The organism is Spongiivirga citrea, assembly GCF_010671565.1.
Taxonomy (GTDB): domain Bacteria; phylum Bacteroidota; class Bacteroidia; order Flavobacteriales; family Flavobacteriaceae; genus Spongiivirga; species Spongiivirga citrea.
The window spans coordinates 167,741-188,928 of the sequence record NZ_JAABOQ010000004.1; the positions used below are offsets into that span (position 1 = coordinate 167,741).

23 protein-coding genes are annotated in these 21,188 nt (G+C 35.8%); 17 read left to right on the forward strand and 6 right to left on the reverse strand.

Annotated features, from left to right (window positions below):
* The first annotated feature begins 126 nt into the window (after positions 1–126).
* The 7 genes from GWK10_RS10170 to GWK10_RS10200 all read left to right on the forward strand — a co-directional run bounded on the left by GWK10_RS10170 (position 127) and on the right by GWK10_RS10200 (position 4,452).
* Positions 127–552 carry a VOC family protein gene (locus GWK10_RS10170; RefSeq protein WP_164032232.1) on the forward strand — a complete coding sequence of 142 codons (426 nt, stop codon included), beginning with the start codon at positions 127–129 and terminating at the stop codon, positions 550–552.
* Between the two features lie 83 nt (positions 553–635).
* Positions 636–986 (forward strand): ribose-5-phosphate isomerase, encoded by a 351-nt coding sequence (locus GWK10_RS10175; RefSeq protein ID WP_164032234.1) that lies wholly within the window; start codon positions 636–638, stop codon positions 984–986.
* Positions 987–1,162: 176 nt separating this feature from the next.
* A complete protein-coding gene (locus GWK10_RS10180) occupies positions 1,163–2,038 on the forward strand; it encodes a glycoside hydrolase family 16 protein (RefSeq protein WP_164032236.1) in 876 nt (291 codons plus the stop codon).
* Positions 2,039–2,258: 220 nt separating this feature from the next.
* Entirely contained in the window at positions 2,259–2,672 is a 414-nt protein-coding gene (locus tag GWK10_RS10185; protein WP_164032238.1) for an EthD family reductase, read from the forward strand.
* 267 nt (positions 2,673–2,939) lie between these two features.
* Positions 2,940–3,632: a cyclase family protein gene (locus GWK10_RS10190; protein ID WP_164032240.1), complete on the forward strand. Its 693-nt coding sequence runs from the start codon at positions 2,940–2,942 to the stop codon at positions 3,630–3,632.
* A 21-nt stretch (positions 3,633–3,653) separates the two neighbouring features.
* A complete protein-coding gene (locus GWK10_RS10195) occupies positions 3,654–4,160 on the forward strand; it encodes a DUF4440 domain-containing protein (protein ID WP_164032242.1) in 507 nt (168 codons plus the stop codon).
* Between the two features lie 52 nt (positions 4,161–4,212).
* Positions 4,213–4,452, forward strand: coding sequence for a DUF1059 domain-containing protein (locus GWK10_RS10200; protein WP_164032245.1), 240 nt, complete (start codon positions 4,213–4,215; stop codon positions 4,450–4,452).
* A 60-nt stretch (positions 4,453–4,512) separates the two neighbouring features.
* Here the strand turns inward: GWK10_RS10200 and GWK10_RS10205 are convergent, their stop codons facing one another.
* Positions 4,513–5,934 (reverse strand): PorP/SprF family type IX secretion system membrane protein, encoded by a 1,422-nt coding sequence (locus GWK10_RS10205; RefSeq protein WP_164032247.1) that lies wholly within the window; start codon positions 5,932–5,934, stop codon positions 4,513–4,515.
* Between the two features lie 91 nt (positions 5,935–6,025).
* Positions 6,026–7,255, reverse strand: coding sequence for a T9SS type B sorting domain-containing protein (locus GWK10_RS10210; protein ID WP_164032250.1), 1,230 nt, complete (start codon positions 7,253–7,255; stop codon positions 6,026–6,028).
* 333 nt (positions 7,256–7,588) lie between these two features.
* On the opposite strand from GWK10_RS10210, the gene GWK10_RS10215 reads away from it, so the two are divergent.
* Entirely contained in the window at positions 7,589–8,185 is a 597-nt protein-coding gene (locus GWK10_RS10215; RefSeq protein ID WP_164032252.1) for a TetR/AcrR family transcriptional regulator, read from the forward strand.
* 8 nt (positions 8,186–8,193) lie between these two features.
* Here GWK10_RS10215 and GWK10_RS10220 read toward each other — a convergent pair whose 3' ends face one another.
* Positions 8,194–8,958, reverse strand: a complete 765-nt coding sequence (locus GWK10_RS10220) for a DUF6503 family protein (RefSeq protein WP_164032254.1) — start codon at positions 8,956–8,958, stop codon at positions 8,194–8,196.
* Positions 8,959–9,081: 123 nt separating this feature from the next.
* Between GWK10_RS10220 and smpB the strand changes: the two genes are divergently transcribed.
* Positions 9,082–9,540, forward strand: coding sequence for an SsrA-binding protein SmpB (gene smpB, locus GWK10_RS10225; RefSeq protein WP_164032257.1), 459 nt, complete (start codon positions 9,082–9,084; stop codon positions 9,538–9,540).
* A gap of 8 nt (positions 9,541–9,548) precedes the next feature.
* Here smpB and GWK10_RS10230 read toward each other — a convergent pair whose 3' ends face one another.
* Positions 9,549–10,190, reverse strand: coding sequence for a protein-L-isoaspartate(D-aspartate) O-methyltransferase (locus GWK10_RS10230; protein WP_164032260.1), 642 nt, complete (start codon positions 10,188–10,190; stop codon positions 9,549–9,551).
* 631 nt (positions 10,191–10,821) lie between these two features.
* On the opposite strand from GWK10_RS10230, the gene GWK10_RS10235 reads away from it, so the two are divergent.
* The 8 genes from GWK10_RS10235 to miaA all read left to right on the forward strand — a co-directional run bounded on the left by GWK10_RS10235 (position 10,822) and on the right by miaA (position 18,672).
* Entirely contained in the window at positions 10,822–11,781 is a 960-nt protein-coding gene (locus GWK10_RS10235) for a Gfo/Idh/MocA family oxidoreductase (RefSeq protein ID WP_164032264.1), read from the forward strand.
* A 13-nt stretch (positions 11,782–11,794) separates the two neighbouring features.
* Positions 11,795–12,559 (forward strand): creatininase family protein, encoded by a 765-nt coding sequence (locus GWK10_RS10240; RefSeq protein WP_204263119.1) that lies wholly within the window; start codon positions 11,795–11,797, stop codon positions 12,557–12,559.
* A 117-nt stretch (positions 12,560–12,676) separates the two neighbouring features.
* Entirely contained in the window at positions 12,677–13,564 is an 888-nt protein-coding gene (locus GWK10_RS10245) for a 3-hydroxybutyryl-CoA dehydrogenase (RefSeq protein WP_164032266.1), read from the forward strand.
* Positions 13,564–14,799 (forward strand): DUF1015 domain-containing protein, encoded by a 1,236-nt coding sequence (locus GWK10_RS10250; protein WP_164032268.1) that lies wholly within the window; start codon positions 13,564–13,566, stop codon positions 14,797–14,799. Before GWK10_RS10245 ends, GWK10_RS10250 begins: the two co-directional genes overlap by 1 nt.
* Complete coding sequence (locus tag GWK10_RS10255; RefSeq protein WP_164032270.1) at positions 14,789–15,469, forward strand: YggS family pyridoxal phosphate-dependent enzyme; 681 nt, start codon at positions 14,789–14,791, stop codon at positions 15,467–15,469. The genes GWK10_RS10250 and GWK10_RS10255 overlap by 11 nt, the downstream gene beginning before the upstream one ends.
* Before the next feature lie 11 nt (positions 15,470–15,480).
* Positions 15,481–16,839: an exonuclease domain-containing protein gene (locus GWK10_RS10260; protein ID WP_164032272.1), complete on the forward strand. Its 1,359-nt coding sequence runs from the start codon at positions 15,481–15,483 to the stop codon at positions 16,837–16,839.
* Positions 16,840–16,949: 110 nt separating this feature from the next.
* Positions 16,950–17,774: an ion transporter gene (locus GWK10_RS10265; protein ID WP_164032275.1), complete on the forward strand. Its 825-nt coding sequence runs from the start codon at positions 16,950–16,952 to the stop codon at positions 17,772–17,774.
* Positions 17,764–18,672 carry a tRNA (adenosine(37)-N6)-dimethylallyltransferase MiaA gene (miaA, locus tag GWK10_RS10270; RefSeq protein ID WP_164032276.1) on the forward strand — a complete coding sequence of 303 codons (909 nt, stop codon included), beginning with the start codon at positions 17,764–17,766 and terminating at the stop codon, positions 18,670–18,672. The genes GWK10_RS10265 and miaA overlap by 11 nt, the downstream gene beginning before the upstream one ends.
* Positions 18,673–18,873: 201 nt before the next feature.
* Here miaA and GWK10_RS10275 read toward each other — a convergent pair whose 3' ends face one another.
* A complete protein-coding gene (locus GWK10_RS10275; protein ID WP_164032277.1) occupies positions 18,874–19,590 on the reverse strand; it encodes a response regulator transcription factor in 717 nt (238 codons plus the stop codon).
* An 18-nt stretch (positions 19,591–19,608) separates the two neighbouring features.
* The gene (locus GWK10_RS10280; protein WP_164032278.1) at positions 19,609–21,177 is read right to left on the reverse strand and encodes a sensor histidine kinase; all 1,569 of its coding nucleotides are present in this window, start codon (positions 21,175–21,177) and stop codon (positions 19,609–19,611) included.
* Positions 21,178–21,188: the final 11 nt, after the last annotated feature.

Sequence of the window (21,188 nt, forward strand, 5' to 3'; positions counted from 1 at the left end):
CAAAAATCCAAAACGCCTGCTTCCTCTTTTTTCGTAGCTTTATATAAAAGTAAAACTTACTGCTTTTATACAATGAGGCTATGATGAAATTACCTTCGGAAAATATGAACTCTAATTTCAAATAAAATGAAAATAACAACATTTCTAACATTTGTCGGCGATCAATGCGGAAAGGCTGAAGAAGCTATAAATTTCTACACTTCTGTCTTTCCCAATTCAGAAATAAAAAGCGTAGTAAAATACTCGGAAGGAGAACCAGGAGGAACACCAGAGCTTATCAAATTTGGAGTGTTCACATTAAATGGTACGGAGTACATGGTTTCCGAAAGCAATTACAATCACGCCTGGTCATTTACACCTGGTGTATCGCTGTTTGTTGCATGCGACTCGGAAAATGAGATAGATACTTTGTTTGAAAGACTTTCTTCGAATGGTGGCCAAATCATGGTTCCTTTGGACAACTACGATTCTGGAGATTATGGTTTCGGTAAAAAGTTCGGATGGTGTGAAGATAAATATGGTATTTCATGGCAGCTTAATCTTTCGGAATAAATACCCATTATAATTTAGACTGTCCAACTCAAAGATATAAACGAAATAAAAGTGAAGACGGATTAGAATAACCTTGAATAGTCATGCCAAAAGTCCAGTATAGCATATATGTAATAGAGTTATCTAAGCGAGTTTTTACTGAAAATTCTAGGTTTAGGGCTGCAAATCCTCAATTTAATGGCGTTTTACAATGCCTATATGTTGGCATGACGAGTAAGACTCCGAAAGAAAGATTTCTACAACATAAAACAGGATATAGAAACAAGAAAGGTTATAAACTGTCTTCAAACATTGTCCAGAAGTATGGTATGTACTTAAGACCAAGCCTTTATAATCATATTGATCCATTACCCACAAGATCAGAAGCCTTGAAAATGGAAGAAACGCTTGCGTTAGAATTAAGAAGGCAACGATATGCCGTATGGTTTAATTAAGGGTAAGTTCGCAATAATAGTTATAATACATTGCCACTACGCTACTCTAATAAAAATCACTACTTTTAATTGGTCAGATTTTCTGGCATGAAATTTCTGACGAGTTCTCCACGAAAGAATAATTTCATAACCGTTGGTAGCACCAGAATAAAATAACTAATAATATTGAATTATTAATGAATAAACGAGTAAGGGCATATGCACTATCGATTATAGGACTAATTTTACTATCATATCTTTTTTTTAGCTTTTTTAGAAGTAATCCAAATGTTTATACTGATAGTAAAGCAACAGGTTTAGATTCAGAATTTAATTCTTTAGTATGGTCTGATGAATTTGATGGCGAAGGCGCAATTAACCAAGAAAAATGGTTTCATCAAACACAGCTTCCGCCAGGAGGTAGTTGGTGGGGAGGAATCATTCAGCATTATACCGACAGAGAAGCTAATTCATACTTAAAAGATGATTACTTGAATCTTGTTGCTAAAAAGGAAACATTTGATGATCAAGGGGAGATAAAACAATATACTGCGGCGAGATTAAATTCAAAATTTGCTTTTACCTACGGTCGAATAGAAATTCGTGCAAAGCTACCAACGGGCACAGGAACCTGGCCAGCTATATGGATGCTTAATACAAATATTGATGAAGATGGCGCGTATTGGGATAATCAAGGTTTAGGAACAACAAAGTGGCCTTCATGTGGTGAGATCGATATACTGGAACATTGGGGTAAGAATCAAGATTATGTTTCGAGTGCCTTGCATAATGCTTCAAGTTATGGCGACCAAGTCAAAAATGTTGGCGGTCAAAAAATAGATGATGCTTCAGCTAAATTTCACGACTATTCATTCGAATGGTCCGAAGAAAAAATGATATTTAGTGTTGATGGGGTTGAACATTTTAGATACCAACCAACAATCAAAAATGCTGATACCTGGCCGTACGATTCTGATTACTATTTAATACTAAATATTGCCATTGAGCCCGGTATTGATCCCGATTTCGTCGAAAGCTCTATGGTGGTCGATTATATCAGGATTTATCAATAATCAATAAATTTTGTAGGTAATAGAAAACTAGGGAATTTCAACCTGAACAATTAACTAGCCTAACAGATTGACTATAGCTGGTCTCTTCAGGTCAGCAATACCCAGCCCCCTATTCCCCTAACGTTCTGATTCCTTTTGTTAAATTAGCTGTGAAACTATCACCATAAAACATAACAAAATGTTGTCCCTTACTTCAAAAACCTCCTTAAATTAACAAAATATGAAAACAAAAATTAGCACCCTACTCGTAGTCATTGGATTCTTTCTTAGCTGTCAGCAAAATACAACGCAAGACAATTCTAAAATCAAAAAAGGAATGATTAAGGTAGCGATCTTCTATCCAAATGGTGAGGATAAAACATTCGACATGGATTATTATGCTAATAAACATATGCCTATGGCGGCTAGTTTATTTGGTGATTCATTAAAAGCAATGTCAATCGATAAGGGGTTAGCAAATGGGACTCCTGGTATGCCTATTAAATATTTAGCAATTGGATATTTTTACTTTGAAAACATGTCATCTTTTGAAAATTCCATGGGACCAAATTCGGAGAAACTTAAAGCTGATGTTCCGAACTACACGAATATTAAGCCCATTATTCAAATTAGTGAGGTGCAAACAGCGGAATAAATAACTTTCAAAATTCAGATTAGTTTCTACTCAATCACCTAGCCTATAAAACAGAAAAAATCGCAGCTATTTGTAATAGGAGCTAATTATATATAATTCGGCGTAAAATCTTTAACATGACTAGAAGGGCATTCTAAAAGCACGTCAAAACAACGACTCATGTGAAAAGCTCAAGTTCAGTCGTTTAAAAGTTAATTAGTATTTTTTTACTTAAACCACTACTTTCCATATACCACTCAAGTGGTATTAAATTGAAAATGATATCGTATGACAGAAATTATTGATTTAAGTCAGGAAATTTATGAGGGGATGCCTGTTTATAAAGACCTCCCCCAGGTAAAAATGACAATTCATAATTCGCACGAAGAATGGAATGGCATCAAAAACCCGACCACCAAAACGCCTGCGGTCCATAAATTAGAACTTGGTGAACATACGGGCACACATGTCGATGCTATAAATCATATGGCGAAAGAATATAATGGGCAGTCAATTGATACGATGCCACTTTCTACGTTCTATACTGAAGGGATTTGTCTTGACTTCTCGCATAAAGGTTTAAAGGAATTAATCTCTGAAAATGAGATTAAGGAAGCCTGTATCTCATCCAATTTAATCATTAAAGAGGGCGACACCCTGCTGTTTTATACCGATCATTATCGAAGATATTTTGAAACTGATAATTGGAATAAAGGTCCTGGTCTTACGGCTGCTGCTGCGCGGTGGTTAGGAGAGCAGCGTATAGCTGCTTTTGGTGTAGAGACCATGTCTCCTGGGGTTCCAAAAATTTCCAACAAAGAAATACACCACATCTGTGGGGAACTCGGCTTTACACATTACGAGAATATGATCAATTTACATAAGTTAGTAGGCCGAGGGCGATTTCGATTTATTGGATTACCTTTAAAAATACGAGGAGGTACAGGGTCGCCTGTTCGTGCAGTTGCTATATTTGAATAAGTCTCTCTAAATAACTTCACCATGCGTTCATTTTTCATTTTACTATTCTTCTTAATCCCATTTTACACAATTGCACAGACAGATTCTACTGCTATTCAAAATGAAATTAACGATATTGTTTGGAAACCTTTTAAACAAGCTTTCAGTAAGCTAGATGCAGCAGCATTAAATGCCTTATACGCAAACGAAGTGCTTCGGGTTACACCCGATGGTATTGATACGGAGGAATTGTTTAAAACAAAAAACATCAAACGATTTAAAGAGTCAAGCTCTGCGGGTGTGAGTATAGTTCTTGACTTTTGGTTCGACAGTCGTCATACCAATAAACGCTATTCATATGAAGTAGGTTTTTATCGTATTGCTGCAACCCTAAACGGGAAAACGACCTATAATTACGGGCAGTTTCATATTGTACTTCAAAAAATAAATGGACAATGGAAAATCACACAAGATTGGGATACAACAACCATAAATGGACACACCATCTCTAAAATAGACTTCGGTAAGCAAAAGCCAATTACATTTTAATTAGAAATTATTACTTTTAACGTACTCATTATCAGTCACAAAATGAACTTTTATGAAAACAATGACCTGTAAACAATTAGGTGGTGCGTGTGATGCAACCTTTCAGGCGGAAACTTTTGAAAAGATCGCTGAATTAAGTAAAAAGCATGCTATGGAGATGTTTGAAAAAGGAGATGCCGATCATTTAAAAGCCATGGAAGAAATGAAAATGCTCATGCAATCTCCCGATGCAATGCAAGATTGGTTTGACAATAAACGTCGGCAATTTGATGCCTTGGCAGAAGACAAATAGTTTTAGTTCTAAAAAACCTTATCAATAGGGTTGAGACTAAATTGCTAACTCCACAATATTTTAAAGTTTATTAAGTACTCCTAAGACCCATGAATCTGCAGTATAGCGACCGCCATATTGTGACACTCTAGCCTTTTCCGCTTCGTCTTCATTGTCGTATTTTTCAAGATATACGTAATAAAACTTTCTACCGCTATCATAAAAGTATTTTGGTTGAAACTTTTTCTTTGCTAAATCGATTAAAAAACGATTTAAGTTTTGTTTCTCAGCAAAAACATTTACTACCAGATAAAAACCATCTGCAACACCATCTACAGGACGTAATTCCAAGGTCTCGGTTTTTTCAAATTTCGTACTCTTATTAGTTCTAAATCTATCAATAGTGTTAGCTTCTACTGCAGATTCAGTTTGTATTGAGTCTATTTTCACTCTCTCTTCAACTTCGTTCACTACCGCTTTTTCAGGTGTACTCGATGTTTTCGTAGGCTTTCTCCTCTTTTTTGGTGCATATCCGCGTTGTTTTTGTTTTTTCGAAACGAAAGAATAAGCAACGGTTATTTCATATGTTGGTCCCAATAAACTACTTACATTAGTTCCTTTTTCATAAACCATTCCTACAGCTAGCTCTGGACTCATTTTAAAACCCGCACCAACAGAATAGCCTTTAAACTCATTTCTAAACCCTGAAAAACCGTTGTAACCTGCCTGAAACCATCCATAACCAGGCATATCTAAGATCGCACTTGCTCCCAATTGAGAAGCATCAGAACCCTCAATAAGACCAGTAGCTACGATTCGAAGTGTTGATTCATCTAAAAACTGAACAGAACTTTTTATAGGGTGAGAATACATGAAATGAGTAGAAAAAGTCTTCTCATCAAAATTGGTTAATGATTCTGAAGTCTTTAAGTTATAATCCACTAAGTTTTGTCCATAAATACCAATATCAAATCGACCAATACTTAGATTAATACCCGGCTGTGCAATTACAACAACAGATTCTTCAAAATTCCCTAATGCCGGGTCATTAGTAACATCAGCGTTATTAACTAATGAAGTCCTAAAGATTGGAATATTAACTCCAAAAGAAAGAGTGACTTTGTCATCTAATTGAATTCCGTAAGCTCCATTTACAATCGCACCAAAATTCGTAAGAATTCCAACATTTTGTTGAAAAAGACTTACACTTGTCCCCACTCGCTCTCCAGCTCTACTCGTATAATTAAAAAAATAAGACTTCGGAGAATTATCCAATTCTACCCATTGGATACGGCTATATATACTTAAATCTTGCGTTTCTTGATGAACATACGAAAATGCAGGATGAAATAAGGAACGGTTGTATTTCAAGAGATTCTGATTAGAAATATCAATAAATTGAGATCTAACACTGACTTGCTCTTGGCTTTGTGCTTTAATAACCGATGATGTCGCTATTAATGTACTTGTAAGTACAAAAACTAATTTTGAAATTGTTGTCATGTTTAGGGCTTAGTATGTATTGTAAAAAAAGCCATTGAATTAAATGCTCAATGGCTTTTTAATAAATGTAATAATAATGGTCTTTTTATTATTATTGAACAAGCGTAATTGAACCTTTACCTAAAGCTTGTCCTTCTTTTCTAATCATATAATAAACAATACTAGTCGAATTAGACTTAGATGCTATATCATTATTAGGCCAGTCATTTTGATAGTTTTTAGTTTTAAATATAGGATTCCCATTGGCGGTAAAAATCATAACCTCCACCTCTGAATCATTCAACAATTCACTTGGTAAAACCCATTTATCATTAATATTATCTCCGTTAGGGCTAATAAAACTAGGAATTTTATTGGAATTCTCATTAAATTCGAGCTGCTCTTTCTCTTCTTCATTTAAGGCTATATCGGTCAGATCTTCATCTATTACTGTGACAAAAATCTCCTTAGTAACTTTACAGTTTCCTCTAGTAGCAACCATAGTGTACTTACCCTCTTCAGAAATATCAACTTTATCCCCAGAGCCAAGCTTATTACCATCTTCTGTATACCATTCATAAGAATCTGATCCTGTGGCTGTAAATATCTGGCTTTCGTTTTTACTAAGTGTTACTTCTAAACCAGGTTTTACTTCTACCGAAGATGCTGTGTTGCCGTCTTGGGTTGCATTAACCACATTAGAGTAAACTAGACCGGTACATGCTCCTAAATAAGTCTCGGCATAATAAAGACCCGGCTCGCTAATAGCTAATTCTGCACCAGCTTCCATGAAAAAAACACCATCTTTATACCACATATAACGACTGGTAGATGATTCATCTACACTAATAGTTGTTGTACTTTCAGAACTACATAATACCACATCTTCATAGTTATTCAACTTTAAATATAAATCGCTTATGTAATGTGCCTCAAATGCGCTAGAGGGTTCGCTCACAAATTCTGGGCTCGTAGATCTTACTCTTATTTGATATGAAGATCCATACACATTTTCATCAAAAGAAAATTCAGAATAAAAGAATAATTCTTCGTTTTGATTTTCAACTGCACTTAATATTTGCGGATTTTGAAAAGATCCCTGATCATCTGAAAGCTCAACAATAAAAACATTATCACTAGCAAAATCTTGTGGTTCAATCTCTATAGCAACCTCAAATGAGTTAAAATTTGGTTGAGGACACGCATATTCAAATAAAGGTTTAGGTGCCTTTATTGACTGGGCAAAAGCTGAATTGGACAAGAACAAAAATGTTGACAATAAAAAAAGTCGGCTTAAAACATAGTGCGGTACTATTCTTTTAGGTGTAGATAACTGTTTCATGATGTTTGATTTAGGTAAAGGGGTTAAACGTATTTATCTTTATTTAATTCATTTCATCGGATTTTTGGTTGGGATTGAACATTTTACTTTAGGTTTTTTCTTGTGGCTAAGCAAATGGTTGTTTTCCTTAATCACACTTCAATATTGATCAAAAATTAGTTTAAATACAAATTTATTCGATGAAATGCACAATATTTATCAAACTAACACGTTGGAATTTGATTTCAAATAATACGAAACCTCTCATTAAAACAGTCTCTCATCGATAAATAACGTTAATTAATATACTTTATGGTATTTTTTATTATTTTTGGTGAAAACCCCAATAAAATAATGTCTAAAGCAGTTCGAACGACCGAATATATCATCGAAAAAGTAACCCCTATCTTCAACAAAAAGGGGTATGAAGGAACAAGCATGAAAGACATAACCGACGCTACTGGACTTACCAAAGGTGCTATTTACGGGAATTTTAAAAGCAAAGAAGATCTTGCCCTCACAGCTTTTAATACAGCGCTTAAATACATTTTAACAGGTTTACAGACACGAGTAGAAATTGGAAAGACACCGCTTCAAAAACTGTTTAAAGTAACTGAATTCTATAGCGAATATTATGAATACACCATGGATATTGGTGGGTGTCCTATTGTAAATATTGGCGTAGACGCCAATCATCAAAATTTGATGTTATCTCAACGTGTTCGTGAAATAATACTGAAATGGCAAAATGAGATATCTGTATTAATCGACCTAGGCATTAAAACGGGAAATATTAGACAGAACACCAACTCCTTTTCATTTGCTAAGCGCATGATAGTGCTTATTCAAGGTGGTATTTTCATGAGTACTACCATGAAAGACGGCAGCTACTTAAAAAGTACGACTAAACTAATTGATCGTATGATTCAAGATGAATTATTACTAAATTAAGTAAGCTACTAGCAATTAGAACACTCAGTTAGCGGAATCACTTCGATCTCTTCTAGTTCAATCTTAGAAAGCAGCTTAAGTTCACCTTTCTTAAAATCGATCTCCAGGCTATCAAGAGGGCGCTCTTTATCAATCGGCTTTAAATTATTGTAATCAACAAACCGGATTCCGTTAACTAAACGTGGATTAAAAGCTTCTCTAAATCGTTTTCCACCACCATCGGTGTGGTATTCATAAGCGAGGTAATCAACAAACTTAGTCTCTTTATTAATCCAGTAAATAAAGACATCATCAAAATCATCACCACCGCCCTCTGCATTAAAACTTACCTTTATTCTTTCGTATCGTTGATTTTTAATAGTAGTCGTACCCTCATATTTCTTGTTTACTGCGCGATCATTTAGTCCGTATGGTAACATCGCAAAGTAATGAACCGAATTAACTGATTGGCGATACTTGTCCGAAAGCGAATCAGCTAAAGGATAATATTCTTGATTGATGTATCTAGAAAAACCATCATTAGTCAACTCATCACAAAAGCCACCTAAACTATCAGCAAAAAACCTATTAAGTACATAGCGATTGTTAGAACGAACTGCCTTATAAGCTTTACCACGAAATTTAAATGATACTATGGAGTTTCTATAAACATCTCCTCCTGAGGCACTTATTGAACTATCAACAATAGATTGCACGTCAGGAGTTTTAATATCCTCCTTACAGCTAACAAGAATCAAACTATAAATCACAAGAATTACTGCGGATCGCATCATTAAATTTTGATTTATTCAACAAATGTACACAATATGAAACCTGAAAATAACGAATTAACAATTATTAGCATACGTGTGCAATTCGACAATTGTTAGTACTTTTGGCAGCCATAATAAACAGTTTTGAACAATACGATCAACATAAGAAATAAGAAAGCACGGTTCGAGTATGAAATTCTCGACACCTATATTGCTGGTATTGTTTTAGCTGGAACCGAAATAAAGTCGATCAGGGAAGGGAAAGCTAATATTGCAGAAAGCTTCTGTGAGTTTAACAATGGTGAATTATTCGTAATTAATATGAATATCGATCCATATAGTCATGCTACTTTCTTTAATCACAAGCCAAAGTCTGCACGCAAATTACTTCTAAATAGAAAAGAGCTTAAAAAACTCGAAAAAGAAGTAAAGCATAGCGGCCTTACCATCGTGCCTCTAAAAATGTTTTTGAATGAACGTGGAAGGGCAAAACTTCAAATAGCCCTAGCTCGTGGTAAAAAACTCCACGATAAACGAAATACCATTAAGGATCGCGATAACAAAAGAGACCTTGATCGAGTAAAAAAGAGTTTTAATAAGTAAAGCGACAGTTAGTTCTTGTCCTCAAGCAAGGGAACAAAACGAAATTCGCCAAACTCTTCTTTAGCAAATGCCTTTTCTGAAGTACGAGTAAACAAAGTCATTATTTGCGGATCCTCGCCTACAGGAATAACAAGTCTCCCTCCTACTTTTAGCTGACTCAACAAAGGTTTAGGAACGAAAGGTGCTCCTGCAGTTACAATAATTCCATCGAATGGTGCTTGCTCTTCTAGGCCTTTATAACCATCACCGAAAATAAGTTGTTTGGGACGATAACCAAGTTTAGACAATAACAGTTTTGTCTTTTTGTATAGTTCCTGCTGCCGTTCAATACTATAAACTTTCGCCCCCATTTCTAAAAGAACCGCGGTTTGATATCCTGAGCCTGTACCTATTTCTAGAATATTAGCACCCGACTTAATGCGAAGTAATTCAGATTGAAAAGCTACTGTATATGGCTGTGATATTGTCTGATTAGCCGCAATAGGAAAAGCTTTGTCTTGATAAGCATGCGACTCGAAGCTAGAATCTAAGTACAAATGCCGCGGAATCGTTTCGATTGCTTTTAATATAGCAGCGTCTTTTATTCCCTTTTTTCTGAGAACGTCAGCTAACTGCTTTCGCATTCCTTGATGCTTAAAAGTATCTTTCAAGATGGGTATGTTTAGTTTTTGCAAATAAACAATTCTGACGGGAAATATCTCAAATTAAGACAAAAAAAAGAAGGACAAGGCTCACCTAAACGCCTTGTCCTTCGTGCACAACATTGATTAACCCAATATACTATTTCACGAATGGTATAAAGTCACTAATTTTTTTAAATCTGGTTTGAATGATCTTACCTAACCGGAATGCGGTTAGAAAAACCAAAGTCAAAACTACTACCGAAAGGAGTACCAGAAATAACCTTTCAATAAACACCATAACATGTAGTTCTAGTTTATATTTTTTTGCCACGAGAATCGTTTGGGGTGATTCTCGTAGCGTATAACATTTATGAGCAGGTTAGAATAGTTTACTAGTTTGCTTAAGCGTGTATTCTCTCCTTAATCATCATTTCACTAATTCAAAAAACTTAAAATATCATCTTAACGATGTTTCAAATGTAATATAATATTTGTTATTAACAAATTTTGTTTACAACAAATATTTTAAAAAATTTAATTACCTAAATAAAAACAGCTCAAAAGCCAACAAAATCAGCCATTTAAGCAATCTTCTATTATTTCATTTTTTTTTGCCAAAGCGGTTGCTGAATGGTACTTTTGTGGGAAAATCGAGTGTATGCTTAAAGCAGGAGTACTTGGCGCTGGCCATCTTGGAAAAATTCATTTGCGCCTTCTCAATCAATCAAACAAATATGACCTTATCGGCTTTTACGATCCGGATGCGGAGAATGCGAAACGCGTCTCAGAAGAGTTCGGCTATCAAATTTTTGATACCATTGCGGACTTAATTAAAGCGGTAGATGTAGTCGATATTGTAACTCCTACACTTTCGCATTTTGATTGTGCTAAGCAATGTATAGAAGCTGGCAAACACATATTTATAGAAAAACCGATATCTAATACTGTCGATGAAGCCTTAAAAATGGTCGAATTGGCGAATGTACAGAAGGTTAAAGGTCAGGTTGGGCATGTAGAGCGTTTTAATCCAGCATTTACAGGAGTAAAAGATATGATCGAGACTCCTATGTTTATAGAAACACATCGCTTGGCAGAATTCAATCCACGTGGGACCGATGTTCCCGTGGTACTAGATCTTATGATTCATGATATTGATGTTATACTAAGTGTTGTTAAGTCAAAAGTAAAGCAAATTAGTGCAAGTGGCGTATCGGTAATTAGCGAAACACCTGATATTGCTAATGCACGTATAGAGTTTGAAAATGGCTGCGTTGCTAATTTGACCGCAAGTCGTATATCTTTAAAAAATATGCGTAAATCTAGATTCTTTCAAAAAGACGCTTATATATCGGTAGATTTTCTAGAGAAGAAATGTGAGGTCGTTAAAATGAAAGATGCTCCTGAAACACCAGGAGAATTTGACATGATCCTACAAAATGCCGAAGGGATTAAAAAGCAAATCTACTTTGAGAATCCAGACATCGAAGTAAATAATGCCATTTTAGACGAGCTTGAAACCTTTGCCGATGCAATTAATAACAACACCACTCCAATAGTAAGTTTAACTCAAGGCATGGAAGCTTTAAAAGTTGCGAAGCAAATTATCGATTGCTTCTAAATAATAAAAAATCATGATTAGACCTTACGTTTTAGCCGACACAAATTGGAAACATCTTAAGGACTTTAAGTATGATTTGGCAATTTTACCCTGGGGAGCCACAGAGGCACATAATTATCATCTACCCTATTCAACTGATGTGATCGAGGGAACGGCAGTTGCTGAAGAGTCTGGTAAAATTGCCTGGGAAAAAGGTGCCAAAGTGGTCATACTTCCCACTATTCCATTTGGAGTTAACACAGGACAATCAGATATATATTTAGATGTAAATCTAAATCCAAGTACACAGTTCGCTATCTTAAAGGATGTCATTACTGTCCTAGACCGGCAAGGAATTCGAAAATTTATGATTCTAAATAGTCATGGTGGTAATAACTGGAAATCCATTGTAAGAGAACTGGGACTGCTGTTTCCGAAAATGTTCTTGTGTGTAGGCGAATGGGTAAAAACAGTTGATAGAACTAAGTATTTTGACGACCCGGGAGACCATGCCGATGAAATGGAAACAAGTCTTATTCTTCATCTTGCACCAGATTTAGTTTTAGACAAAAAAGAATGGGGAGATGGAAATGAAAAGAAGAATAAAATAGAAGCTTTTACTCAAGGTTGGGCATGGTCAGAAAGACCTTGGTCCAAAATTAGCGAAGATACTGGTGTAGGCAATCCACAGGCTTCAACAAAAGCCAAAGGGGAACGCTTTTTTAACGCCATATGTGAAAAAATGGGGCAACTGTTTGTTGAAATTGCTGAAGCAGATACTGATAATTTATATGAATAAGACTTATTTCAATTTTAAAGCTGATACTTTTAATTAATAATTCTGAAAAGCATTTTCTTTTAATAAATCATTAATCACAATTTTGAAATTCACTTGAATACAAAAACAACATATCAAATGAAAAACATTGCAGTAATAGGCGCAGGTACCATGGGAAATGGTATTGCACACACCTTTGCTCAAAAAGGATTTAAGGTTAGTCTTATCGATATTTCACCGGAAGCGCTGGAAAGAGGTCTAGGCACGATCGCTAAAAATCTTGACCGCATGATCGTCAAAGAAAAAATTAGTGAAGCGGACAAAAAGGAGACCCTAGATAATATCAATTCTATAACCGATCTTAATAAAGGTGTTTCCAATACCGATTTAATTGTTGAAGCGGCTACTGAAAATGTCGATTTAAAATTGAAAATATTCAAGCAAATTGATGAAGCAAGTCCTAAAAATGCAATTTTAGCGACTAACACCTCATCTATTTCCATTACCAAAATTGCCGCTGTAACTAGTAGGCCAGAAGCGGTTATAGGGATGCATTTTATGAATCCTGTCCCAATTATGAAATTGGTTGAAGTAATCAGAGGATACAGTACTTCCGACGAAGTCACCAATCAAATAATGGAACTTTCTAAGACATTAGGTAAAGTGCCGACCGAGGTAAACGATTATCCGGGTTTTGTAGCCAATCGCATTTTAATGCCAATGATTAATGAAGCGATAGAGACCCTGTATAATGGTGTTGCTGGAGTTAGTGAGATCGACACGGTAATGAAACTGGGTATGGCACACCCAATGGGCCCACTACAATTAGCAGATTTTATTGGCTTAGATGTATGCTTATCAATTTTGCACGTCATGTACGAGGGGTTTAAAAACCCGAAGTATGCCCCTTGCCCACTATTAGTAAATATGGTACAAGCTGGGAAAATGGGTGTTAAATCTGGTGAAGGGTTTTATGATTATTCAACTTCCAGAAAGGCAGAAGTAGTGTCTGCACAGTTCAATTAATGGCCAAAATAATCCCATTTAAAGCTGTACGAGCACCCAAACACAAGGCGAATCTTGTGCCTTCTCGTTCCTACGAAGATTATGATTTTCGGGACTTAGAAGCGCAATTGGCTTACAATCCGTTTTCCTTCTTACAAATCATTAATCCGGGTTATAAATTCCATAAAAATGTTTCGGGTGCCGAGCGTTTTCAACTTGTTAAAAATCGTTATTTAGAGTTTAAAGAAGACAAAACGCTAATTCAAGACGAACAGCCTTGTCTTTATCTCTACAAAATAAAAACTCGAAATAATAGCTTTTGCGGTATCATTGCTGGCACGAGCTCACAAGATTATAAAGATGACCTCATCAAAAAACATGAGGATACACTAGAAAAACGAGAACAATTATTTACCCAGTATCTTAAAACAGTTGGCTTTAATGCAGAACCGGTACTACTCACCTACCCGGATAATGATCAGATCGCAACTACCCTGGAAAAGATAATGCAACTACCAGCTGAATATGAATTTACTACAACCGATCGTGTTTCCCACTTTTTGTGGGTTGTAAATGAGGAGAATCTAATCAGTTCGATTCAATCATATTTTCAAGACCTTGGCTCTGTTTATATTGCTGATGGACATCATCGATCTTCTTCTTCTAACTTATTAACGGACCAGCTAGCTAGAGAAAATCCCGAGCATACGGGAAAAGAGCCCTATAACTTTTTTATGAGTTATTTAATTCCAGAATCCGATCTTAAAATATACGAGTTTAACCGATTGGTTAAGGACCTCAATGGACTAGATAAAGAGTCGTTTTTAATGAAGTTAGACAAATGGTTTCGTATTGAAAACCGCGGAGCGGAGTTATACAAACCATCTAAAAAACATCATTTCGGAATGTATTTAGATGGCGACTTCTATTCGCTATATCTGCGGAAATCTATTTACGAATTCACTGATGCCTTGAGTAGTCTTGATACCCAGATATTGCATAAAATTGTGCTAGAACCTATCTTGGGTATTACTGATTTACGTAATGATAAGCGTATTGAATATGGCTATGGTAAACACAATGTCATAAAAATGAAGAATTTAATTGACGAAGGTGAATTTTCGGTTGGTTTTAGTTTAATTCCTGTAACTATAGAAGAAATGAAAGCTATTGCCGATGCTGGTTTGACTATGCCGCCAAAAAGCACCTATATTGAACCTAAATTAAGAAGCGGACTTACAATTTATGAATTCTGAAAGCAACATAGCAAAAGCTATTAATAGCTACATCGACGAATTGCCGTCGCATGTTACACTTGTCGCTGTGTCTAAAACCAAACCCAATGACACTATTATGGAAGCGTATGATGCAGGGCAGCGTGTTTTTGGTGAGAACAAAATCCAAGATATGGCAACCAAGTGGGAAGCATTGCCAAAAGATATTGAATGGCATATGATTGGTCATGTTCAACGAAACAAGGTAAAGTATATGGCTCCTTTTGTAAGCTTAATACATGGTGTAGATAGCCTTAAACTTTTAAAAGAAATCGATAAACAAGCCAAAAAGAATAATCGAATAATTAACTGTTTATTACAAGTTCATATTGCTCAAGAAAGTACCAAATTTGGCTTCGATGATGCCGAAATTCGCAACCTCATCAGTTCTAATGAACTTTCGGAGTTGGATAATATAGTAATACAGGGCTTGATGGGTATGGCCACTTTTACAGATGATGAAGAACAGATAAAATCTGAATTCAAATCGCTAAACGCCTTATTTACAGAACTGAAAAATAAACCAGACACTGCAAATCTAAAACCTCAAATACTATCAATGGGCATGAGTGGTGATTACCAACTCGCCATTGACTGCGGCAGCACAATGGTACGAATAGGAAGTAGTATATTTGGCGCACGTAATTACTGATAAAATACACTTTGTACGCAATACTGGATATAGAAACCACAGGAGGGAAGTTTAATGAAGAAGGGACTACCGAGGTGGCAATTTACCGTTTTGATGGTCATAAGGTAGTCGACCAGTTTATTAGCCTAGTCAATCCTGAAAAAGAAATTCAACCTTTTGTTGTCAATTTAACTGGCATTAACAACAATATGCTTAAGTCGGCGCCTAAGTTCTATGAGGTTGCCAAGCGCATTGTCGAAATCACAGAAGACTGCGTGATAGTGGCGCATAATGCAGAATTTGATTACAGAGTATTACGCAATGAGTTTAATCGGCTAGGTTTTGACTTTCAAAGAAAAACCTTGTGTACTGTTGAACTTGCTCAACATCTAATTCCGGATCAACCCTCTTATAGCTTAGGAAAGTTAGTTCGAACATTGGGTATTCCAATGAGCGATCGGCATAGAGCATCAGGAGATGCAATGGCTACGGTAAAGCTATTTAAGCTGTTGTTAGCAAAAGATATTGAAAAGAATATTATTCAACAATCTATTCAATCTGGCATTACCACTGTTCTGCCCAGTAAATTACTTGATATTGTTGAGGATATACCTTCGGAAACCGGCATTTTATATATACACGATAAAGCCGGCAGTATTATTTACATTGAGCATAGCCGAAATTTAAAACGAAAAGTTAATCAGCATTTTACAGGACAAAAGGAAATTTCTAAAAGAATACAGAAGCTAGTTGCTAGTGTAACATATGCCTTAACTGGCAATGAGTTAATTGCTCAGCTAAAAGCCTATGAGGAGATCAACACTAACCGACCTAGTCTTAATAAAAATGTAAAACCAATCTTCAGAACCGCCCTTTATAAACAGTCAACAGTAGATGGATATATTCATCTTTCAATAGATAAGCCCGATAAGCGTAAGCAGGAAATCAGCACCTTTACAAGTTATGCCCAAGCGAGAGCTGTTTTAATCAAACTGTCTGAAAAATTTGAATTGTGTGCTAGTGTTAACCGGTTAATTCCGAGAGGGAAATACTGTGTTGAGGAAAATATAGTGTATTGCAAAGGGACATGCGAACAAAAGGAAACTCCGGACACCTATAATCAGCGTGTTGAGGCGCTAATTCAGTACCAGCAATTCGATCATCAAACAATGGCTTTTATTGATCGAGGGCGCGAGGTTGATGAACGTTCTGTAATTCTTATCGAAAATGGAAAATACGCTGGATATGGCTTTTACAATCTCAATTTTCAACTCAATAATTTATCCGTTCTAAAAACAATTATAACGCCTGCTAAAGATAGTATCGAGGCCCGTCATTTGATCAAGGCATATTCTCGAAAGAAAAAAGGGTTAAAAGTAATTGAGCTGTAAAAATTTAGCAGACCCCTTTTTTATCATTGAAGCTAGATTCTTTTGGGACCGCATCCTTTTCAAATAGACAAACTAAGATTTCTTATTTTTACTAAAATCTTCTAACGAAATTGAATACAAAGTCCAGAGCATCTTGGCGACATAGGCTTCATGAAATTATTTATGAAGCAGATACCAAAGTTGGTAAAACATTCGATATTGTTTTATTATGGGTTATTATCTTGAGTATCATTTTGGTAATGCTCGAAAGTGTCCCCAGTTTCGATGCTAAATATCACGATCAACTCAATATTGCGGAATGGATTATTACAATTCTTTTTAGTTTGGAATACATAGCGCGTATTCTAGTAGTCAAAAAGCCAACCAAATATATATTTAGTTTTTTCGGCATTGTAGATTTACTATCAACCATCCCGAAATACCTCTCCTTAATCTTAGGGGGATCTCATTTTTTGGTGGCCGTAAGAGCACTACGCTTACTTCGTGTTTTTCGTATTTTAAAGTTAGTGCGCTACATGGGTGAAGCAAAACTACTAACTAGGGCTCTTCAGGCTAGTAAGCATAAAATATTCGTTTTTATATTTTCTGTTGTAATCCTATCGGTCATATTAGGAACGATCATGTATCTCGTTGAAGGACCAGAACACGGTTTTACAAGTATACCTAGAAGTGTTTATTGGACTATTGTTACACTCACTACTGTTGGCTATGGTGATATCGCGCCTGAAACTGCACAAGGACAATTTATTGCTACTTTAGTCATGATTATGGGTTATGGCATTATTGCAGTTCCTACAGGCATCGTAACATCAGAACTTACTGCTATTAGCAGAGAGTCAAACAACACGCAAGCTTGTCCTAGTTGTATGGATGAAAATCACGCTGATAATGCTATTTTTTGTCATAAATGTGGCGATCGTTTAAATGAAGAATAAGTATCTAATTGCGATCATAGGACCAACTGCCATTGGTAAAACTGCATTATCAATAAAGCTGGCATCTCATTTTAATGCTGAGATCATCTCGGCAGATTCCCGTCAGTTTTTTAAGGAAATGAGAATTGGTACTGCGGTTCCTTCTGTTAAAGAATTAGCCCAAGCTAACCACCATTTTATTCAACATAAGTCCATTTTTGATTCGTATAGTGTTGGTGATTTCGAAAAGGAAGCGATTATCAAATTGGATGATCTTTTCTCAAAAAACAATGTCGTTATTATGGTTGGCGGTTCTGGTTTATATGTTGATGCTGTTGTAAAAGGTCTTGATCATTTTCCTGAGGTTGATCCTTCTATTAGAGAAGAATTAAATTCTCTTTTTGAAAAAGAAGGCATCACTTCCTTACAAACTCAATTGCAAACACTGGATCCAGAATATGCCCAACGTGTCGATATGGAAAATTCACATCGATTGATACGGGCTTTAGAAATTTGTATTGGAACTGGCAAACCATATTCTTCATTTTTAAGTAATCCCAATAAAGAGCGAACGTTTAAAACTATCAAAGTTGGACTCACTGCCGATAGACAGATTGTTTATGATCGTATTAACCGTCGAGTCGATATCATGATCGATGAGGGTCTCTTGGAAGAAGCCAAAGCGCTTCATAAGCACAAAAGCCTCAACGCTTTACAAACTGTTGGTTACAAGGAGCTGTTCCATTATTTTGAAGGAGAATGGGACTTAGACTTCACTATTTCAGAAATCAAGAAAAATACGCGCCGTTTTGCAAAACGACAATTTACTTGGTTTAAGAAAGATGAAACTACGTTATGGTTTGATTATGAAGCAGCGTTGGAAGAAGTGTTAAAAGCGCTCGAAGAAAGAATTTCTTAAGGGATCTCGATACATTTTTCATTTTCTTATCAGTCAATGAAAAACACTCGATGTAAGATGGTTAAAGCGAGATGCTCGTGTCTCCAGATTCGTTCTCGATACAATCCCGATAGCGATCGGAATCACTCGAACTGACATTTCGATTAACAAAAAGCCTCAAGATTTCTCTTGAGGCTTTTACTTTATTTCTTTGAGTTAAAACTATCGCTCTACATCACTTTTTACGACTAGACGGAACCCTTCTCCGTGAATGTTTAGTATTTCTACTTCGTCATCTCTACGTAAATACTTACGTAACTTTGCGATGTATACATCCATACTACGTGATGTGAAGTAATTGTCATCACGCCATATTTTAGTAAGTGCTAATTCACGTGGCATTAGGTCATTTTCATGTAATGCTAATAAACGTAAAAGCTCATTTTCTTTTGGGGAAAGCTTTATTGGCTCTTCGTCTTTATAAGTTAAGAAACGTAGTTTTGAATTCAAGTGGAAATTACCAACAACAAACTCAAACTGCTTACTATCCGCAACAGACTCAGTTGCCTTACGCTGCATAATTGCACGAATCTTATAAAGCAACACTTCTGAATCAAAAGGTTTGTTCAAATAATCGTCAGCGCCTGCTTTGTATCCTTTTAATACATCTTCTTTCATGGTCTTTGCCGTAAGGAAGATAATAGGCACATCGGCGTTTTTTTCTCTGATCTCTTTAGCCAATGTAAAACCGTCTTTATAAGGCATCATTACATCGAGAATACAAAGATCGAAATCATCTCTTTTGAACTTCTCAAACCCTTCCATTCCATTTTTGGCTAGGGTTACATCAAAATCGTTTAGTGTTAAATAATCTTTTAAAACAATCCCGAAATTCGGATCGTCTTCTACCAATAATATTTTCTTTTCTACTGTTTCCATAAGGATCTGTTGATCTTATTAAATTAACGGAAGTTTGATATAAAACGTACTTCCTTTATCTTTTTCACTCTCGGCATATACTTCGCCTTGATGATCGTCTACTATTTTCTTTACATAGGCAAGTCCTAAACCATGCCCTTTTACGTTATGTATATTACCGGTTGTTTCCCGATAAAATTTTTCAAATATTTTTTTCAGCACCACCTTACTCATCCCCATTCCTTGATCCTGTATTTTTACGATGATGTAATTACCAACGTTCTCTGTATACACATCAATTTTCGGGCCATCTGGCGAATATTTGATGGCATTGTCTAACATATTAACGATTACGTTAGTAAAATGCATCTGACTCGCTACCACATCATCTCTTTTGGCTTCTAAATGCGTGTTGATAAAACCACCCCTATCTTCTACAATCAGAGAAACATGTGTGACCGCTTCTTCAACTAAGTCGTGCATGCTTACCCTATCCTTACTAATGTCAAGTTGATTTTTCTCTAATCGAGAAATACGCAATACATTTTCAACTTGTGCATGCATTCGTTTATTCTCATCCTTGATCATTTTTAAATAGATCTTCATCCGCTCTTCATCACCCATTGTTTTGGGATTTTTAATTGCGTCTAGAGCTAAATTAATGGTCGCGATAGGCGTTTTAAACTCATGCGTCATATTATTGATGAAATCAGTCTTAATTTCTGATATCTGCTTCTGCTTTACCAATTGATACAATGCACTGGAATAGGCAATTACAATAATAAGTGTAAACACTACCGAAAGAACAGCCATTCCTAAAATCGAACTCAATATGTAGCTTTTCCGTTTCGGAAAGTTTACAAACAACTGAAAGTTGTCTAAACCATTATTATTTGGAAAAAGCTCTATATCATATTGTCTCAGATTATCAATCTTAAAACCGTCTGACCTCACTTTTGTGGGCAAACCACCACCATAAACCGCATATTCATATTCAATGTCAATATCATTTTTACGCAGCTCATCATTTAAAGCCAACTCCAACTCCTTGTTAGAAACTCGCTTGTGAACGGGTTGTTTATTGCCTACTTCATCATAAGCCTTCAACATAGTAAGCCGCTGTAATTCATCAAACTCACTAACTCGGTTTATCCATTCCTCCGTAGATAAGTTTTTCAAATTGCTATCAGGGTTTTCTCCTAATACAATTCCATACTCTCGACTGATATAGTTTTTTAACTGAATGCTATCTAATCCATCTTCAAAGAACGAGGAAGAAAACCCATAGTCTTCTTCTAAAATACCATGCTGATAAATAAAAGTTTCGTTGGTTTGTGGGTTTTCAGTTTGGTAATACAGACGGAATCTTTCAAGAACCCGACCTGGATTCGTAGTATCCTTTTCTGCTAAAGCCCGATCCATAAATCTATTGAAATCGTTTTCTTTAATTTCTCGACTTACATTGACCAAAATCTGATTGATATTCATTGAGAATTGCTCCTCTTTATCATCAACCGAAGTCTTTATCCAATAGCCCTGAACGAAAATTATTCCAATGAGAGAAAGACTCATTAAAATCACTAAAACAACGAATAGTCTTTTATTCATTCATTCAAAAT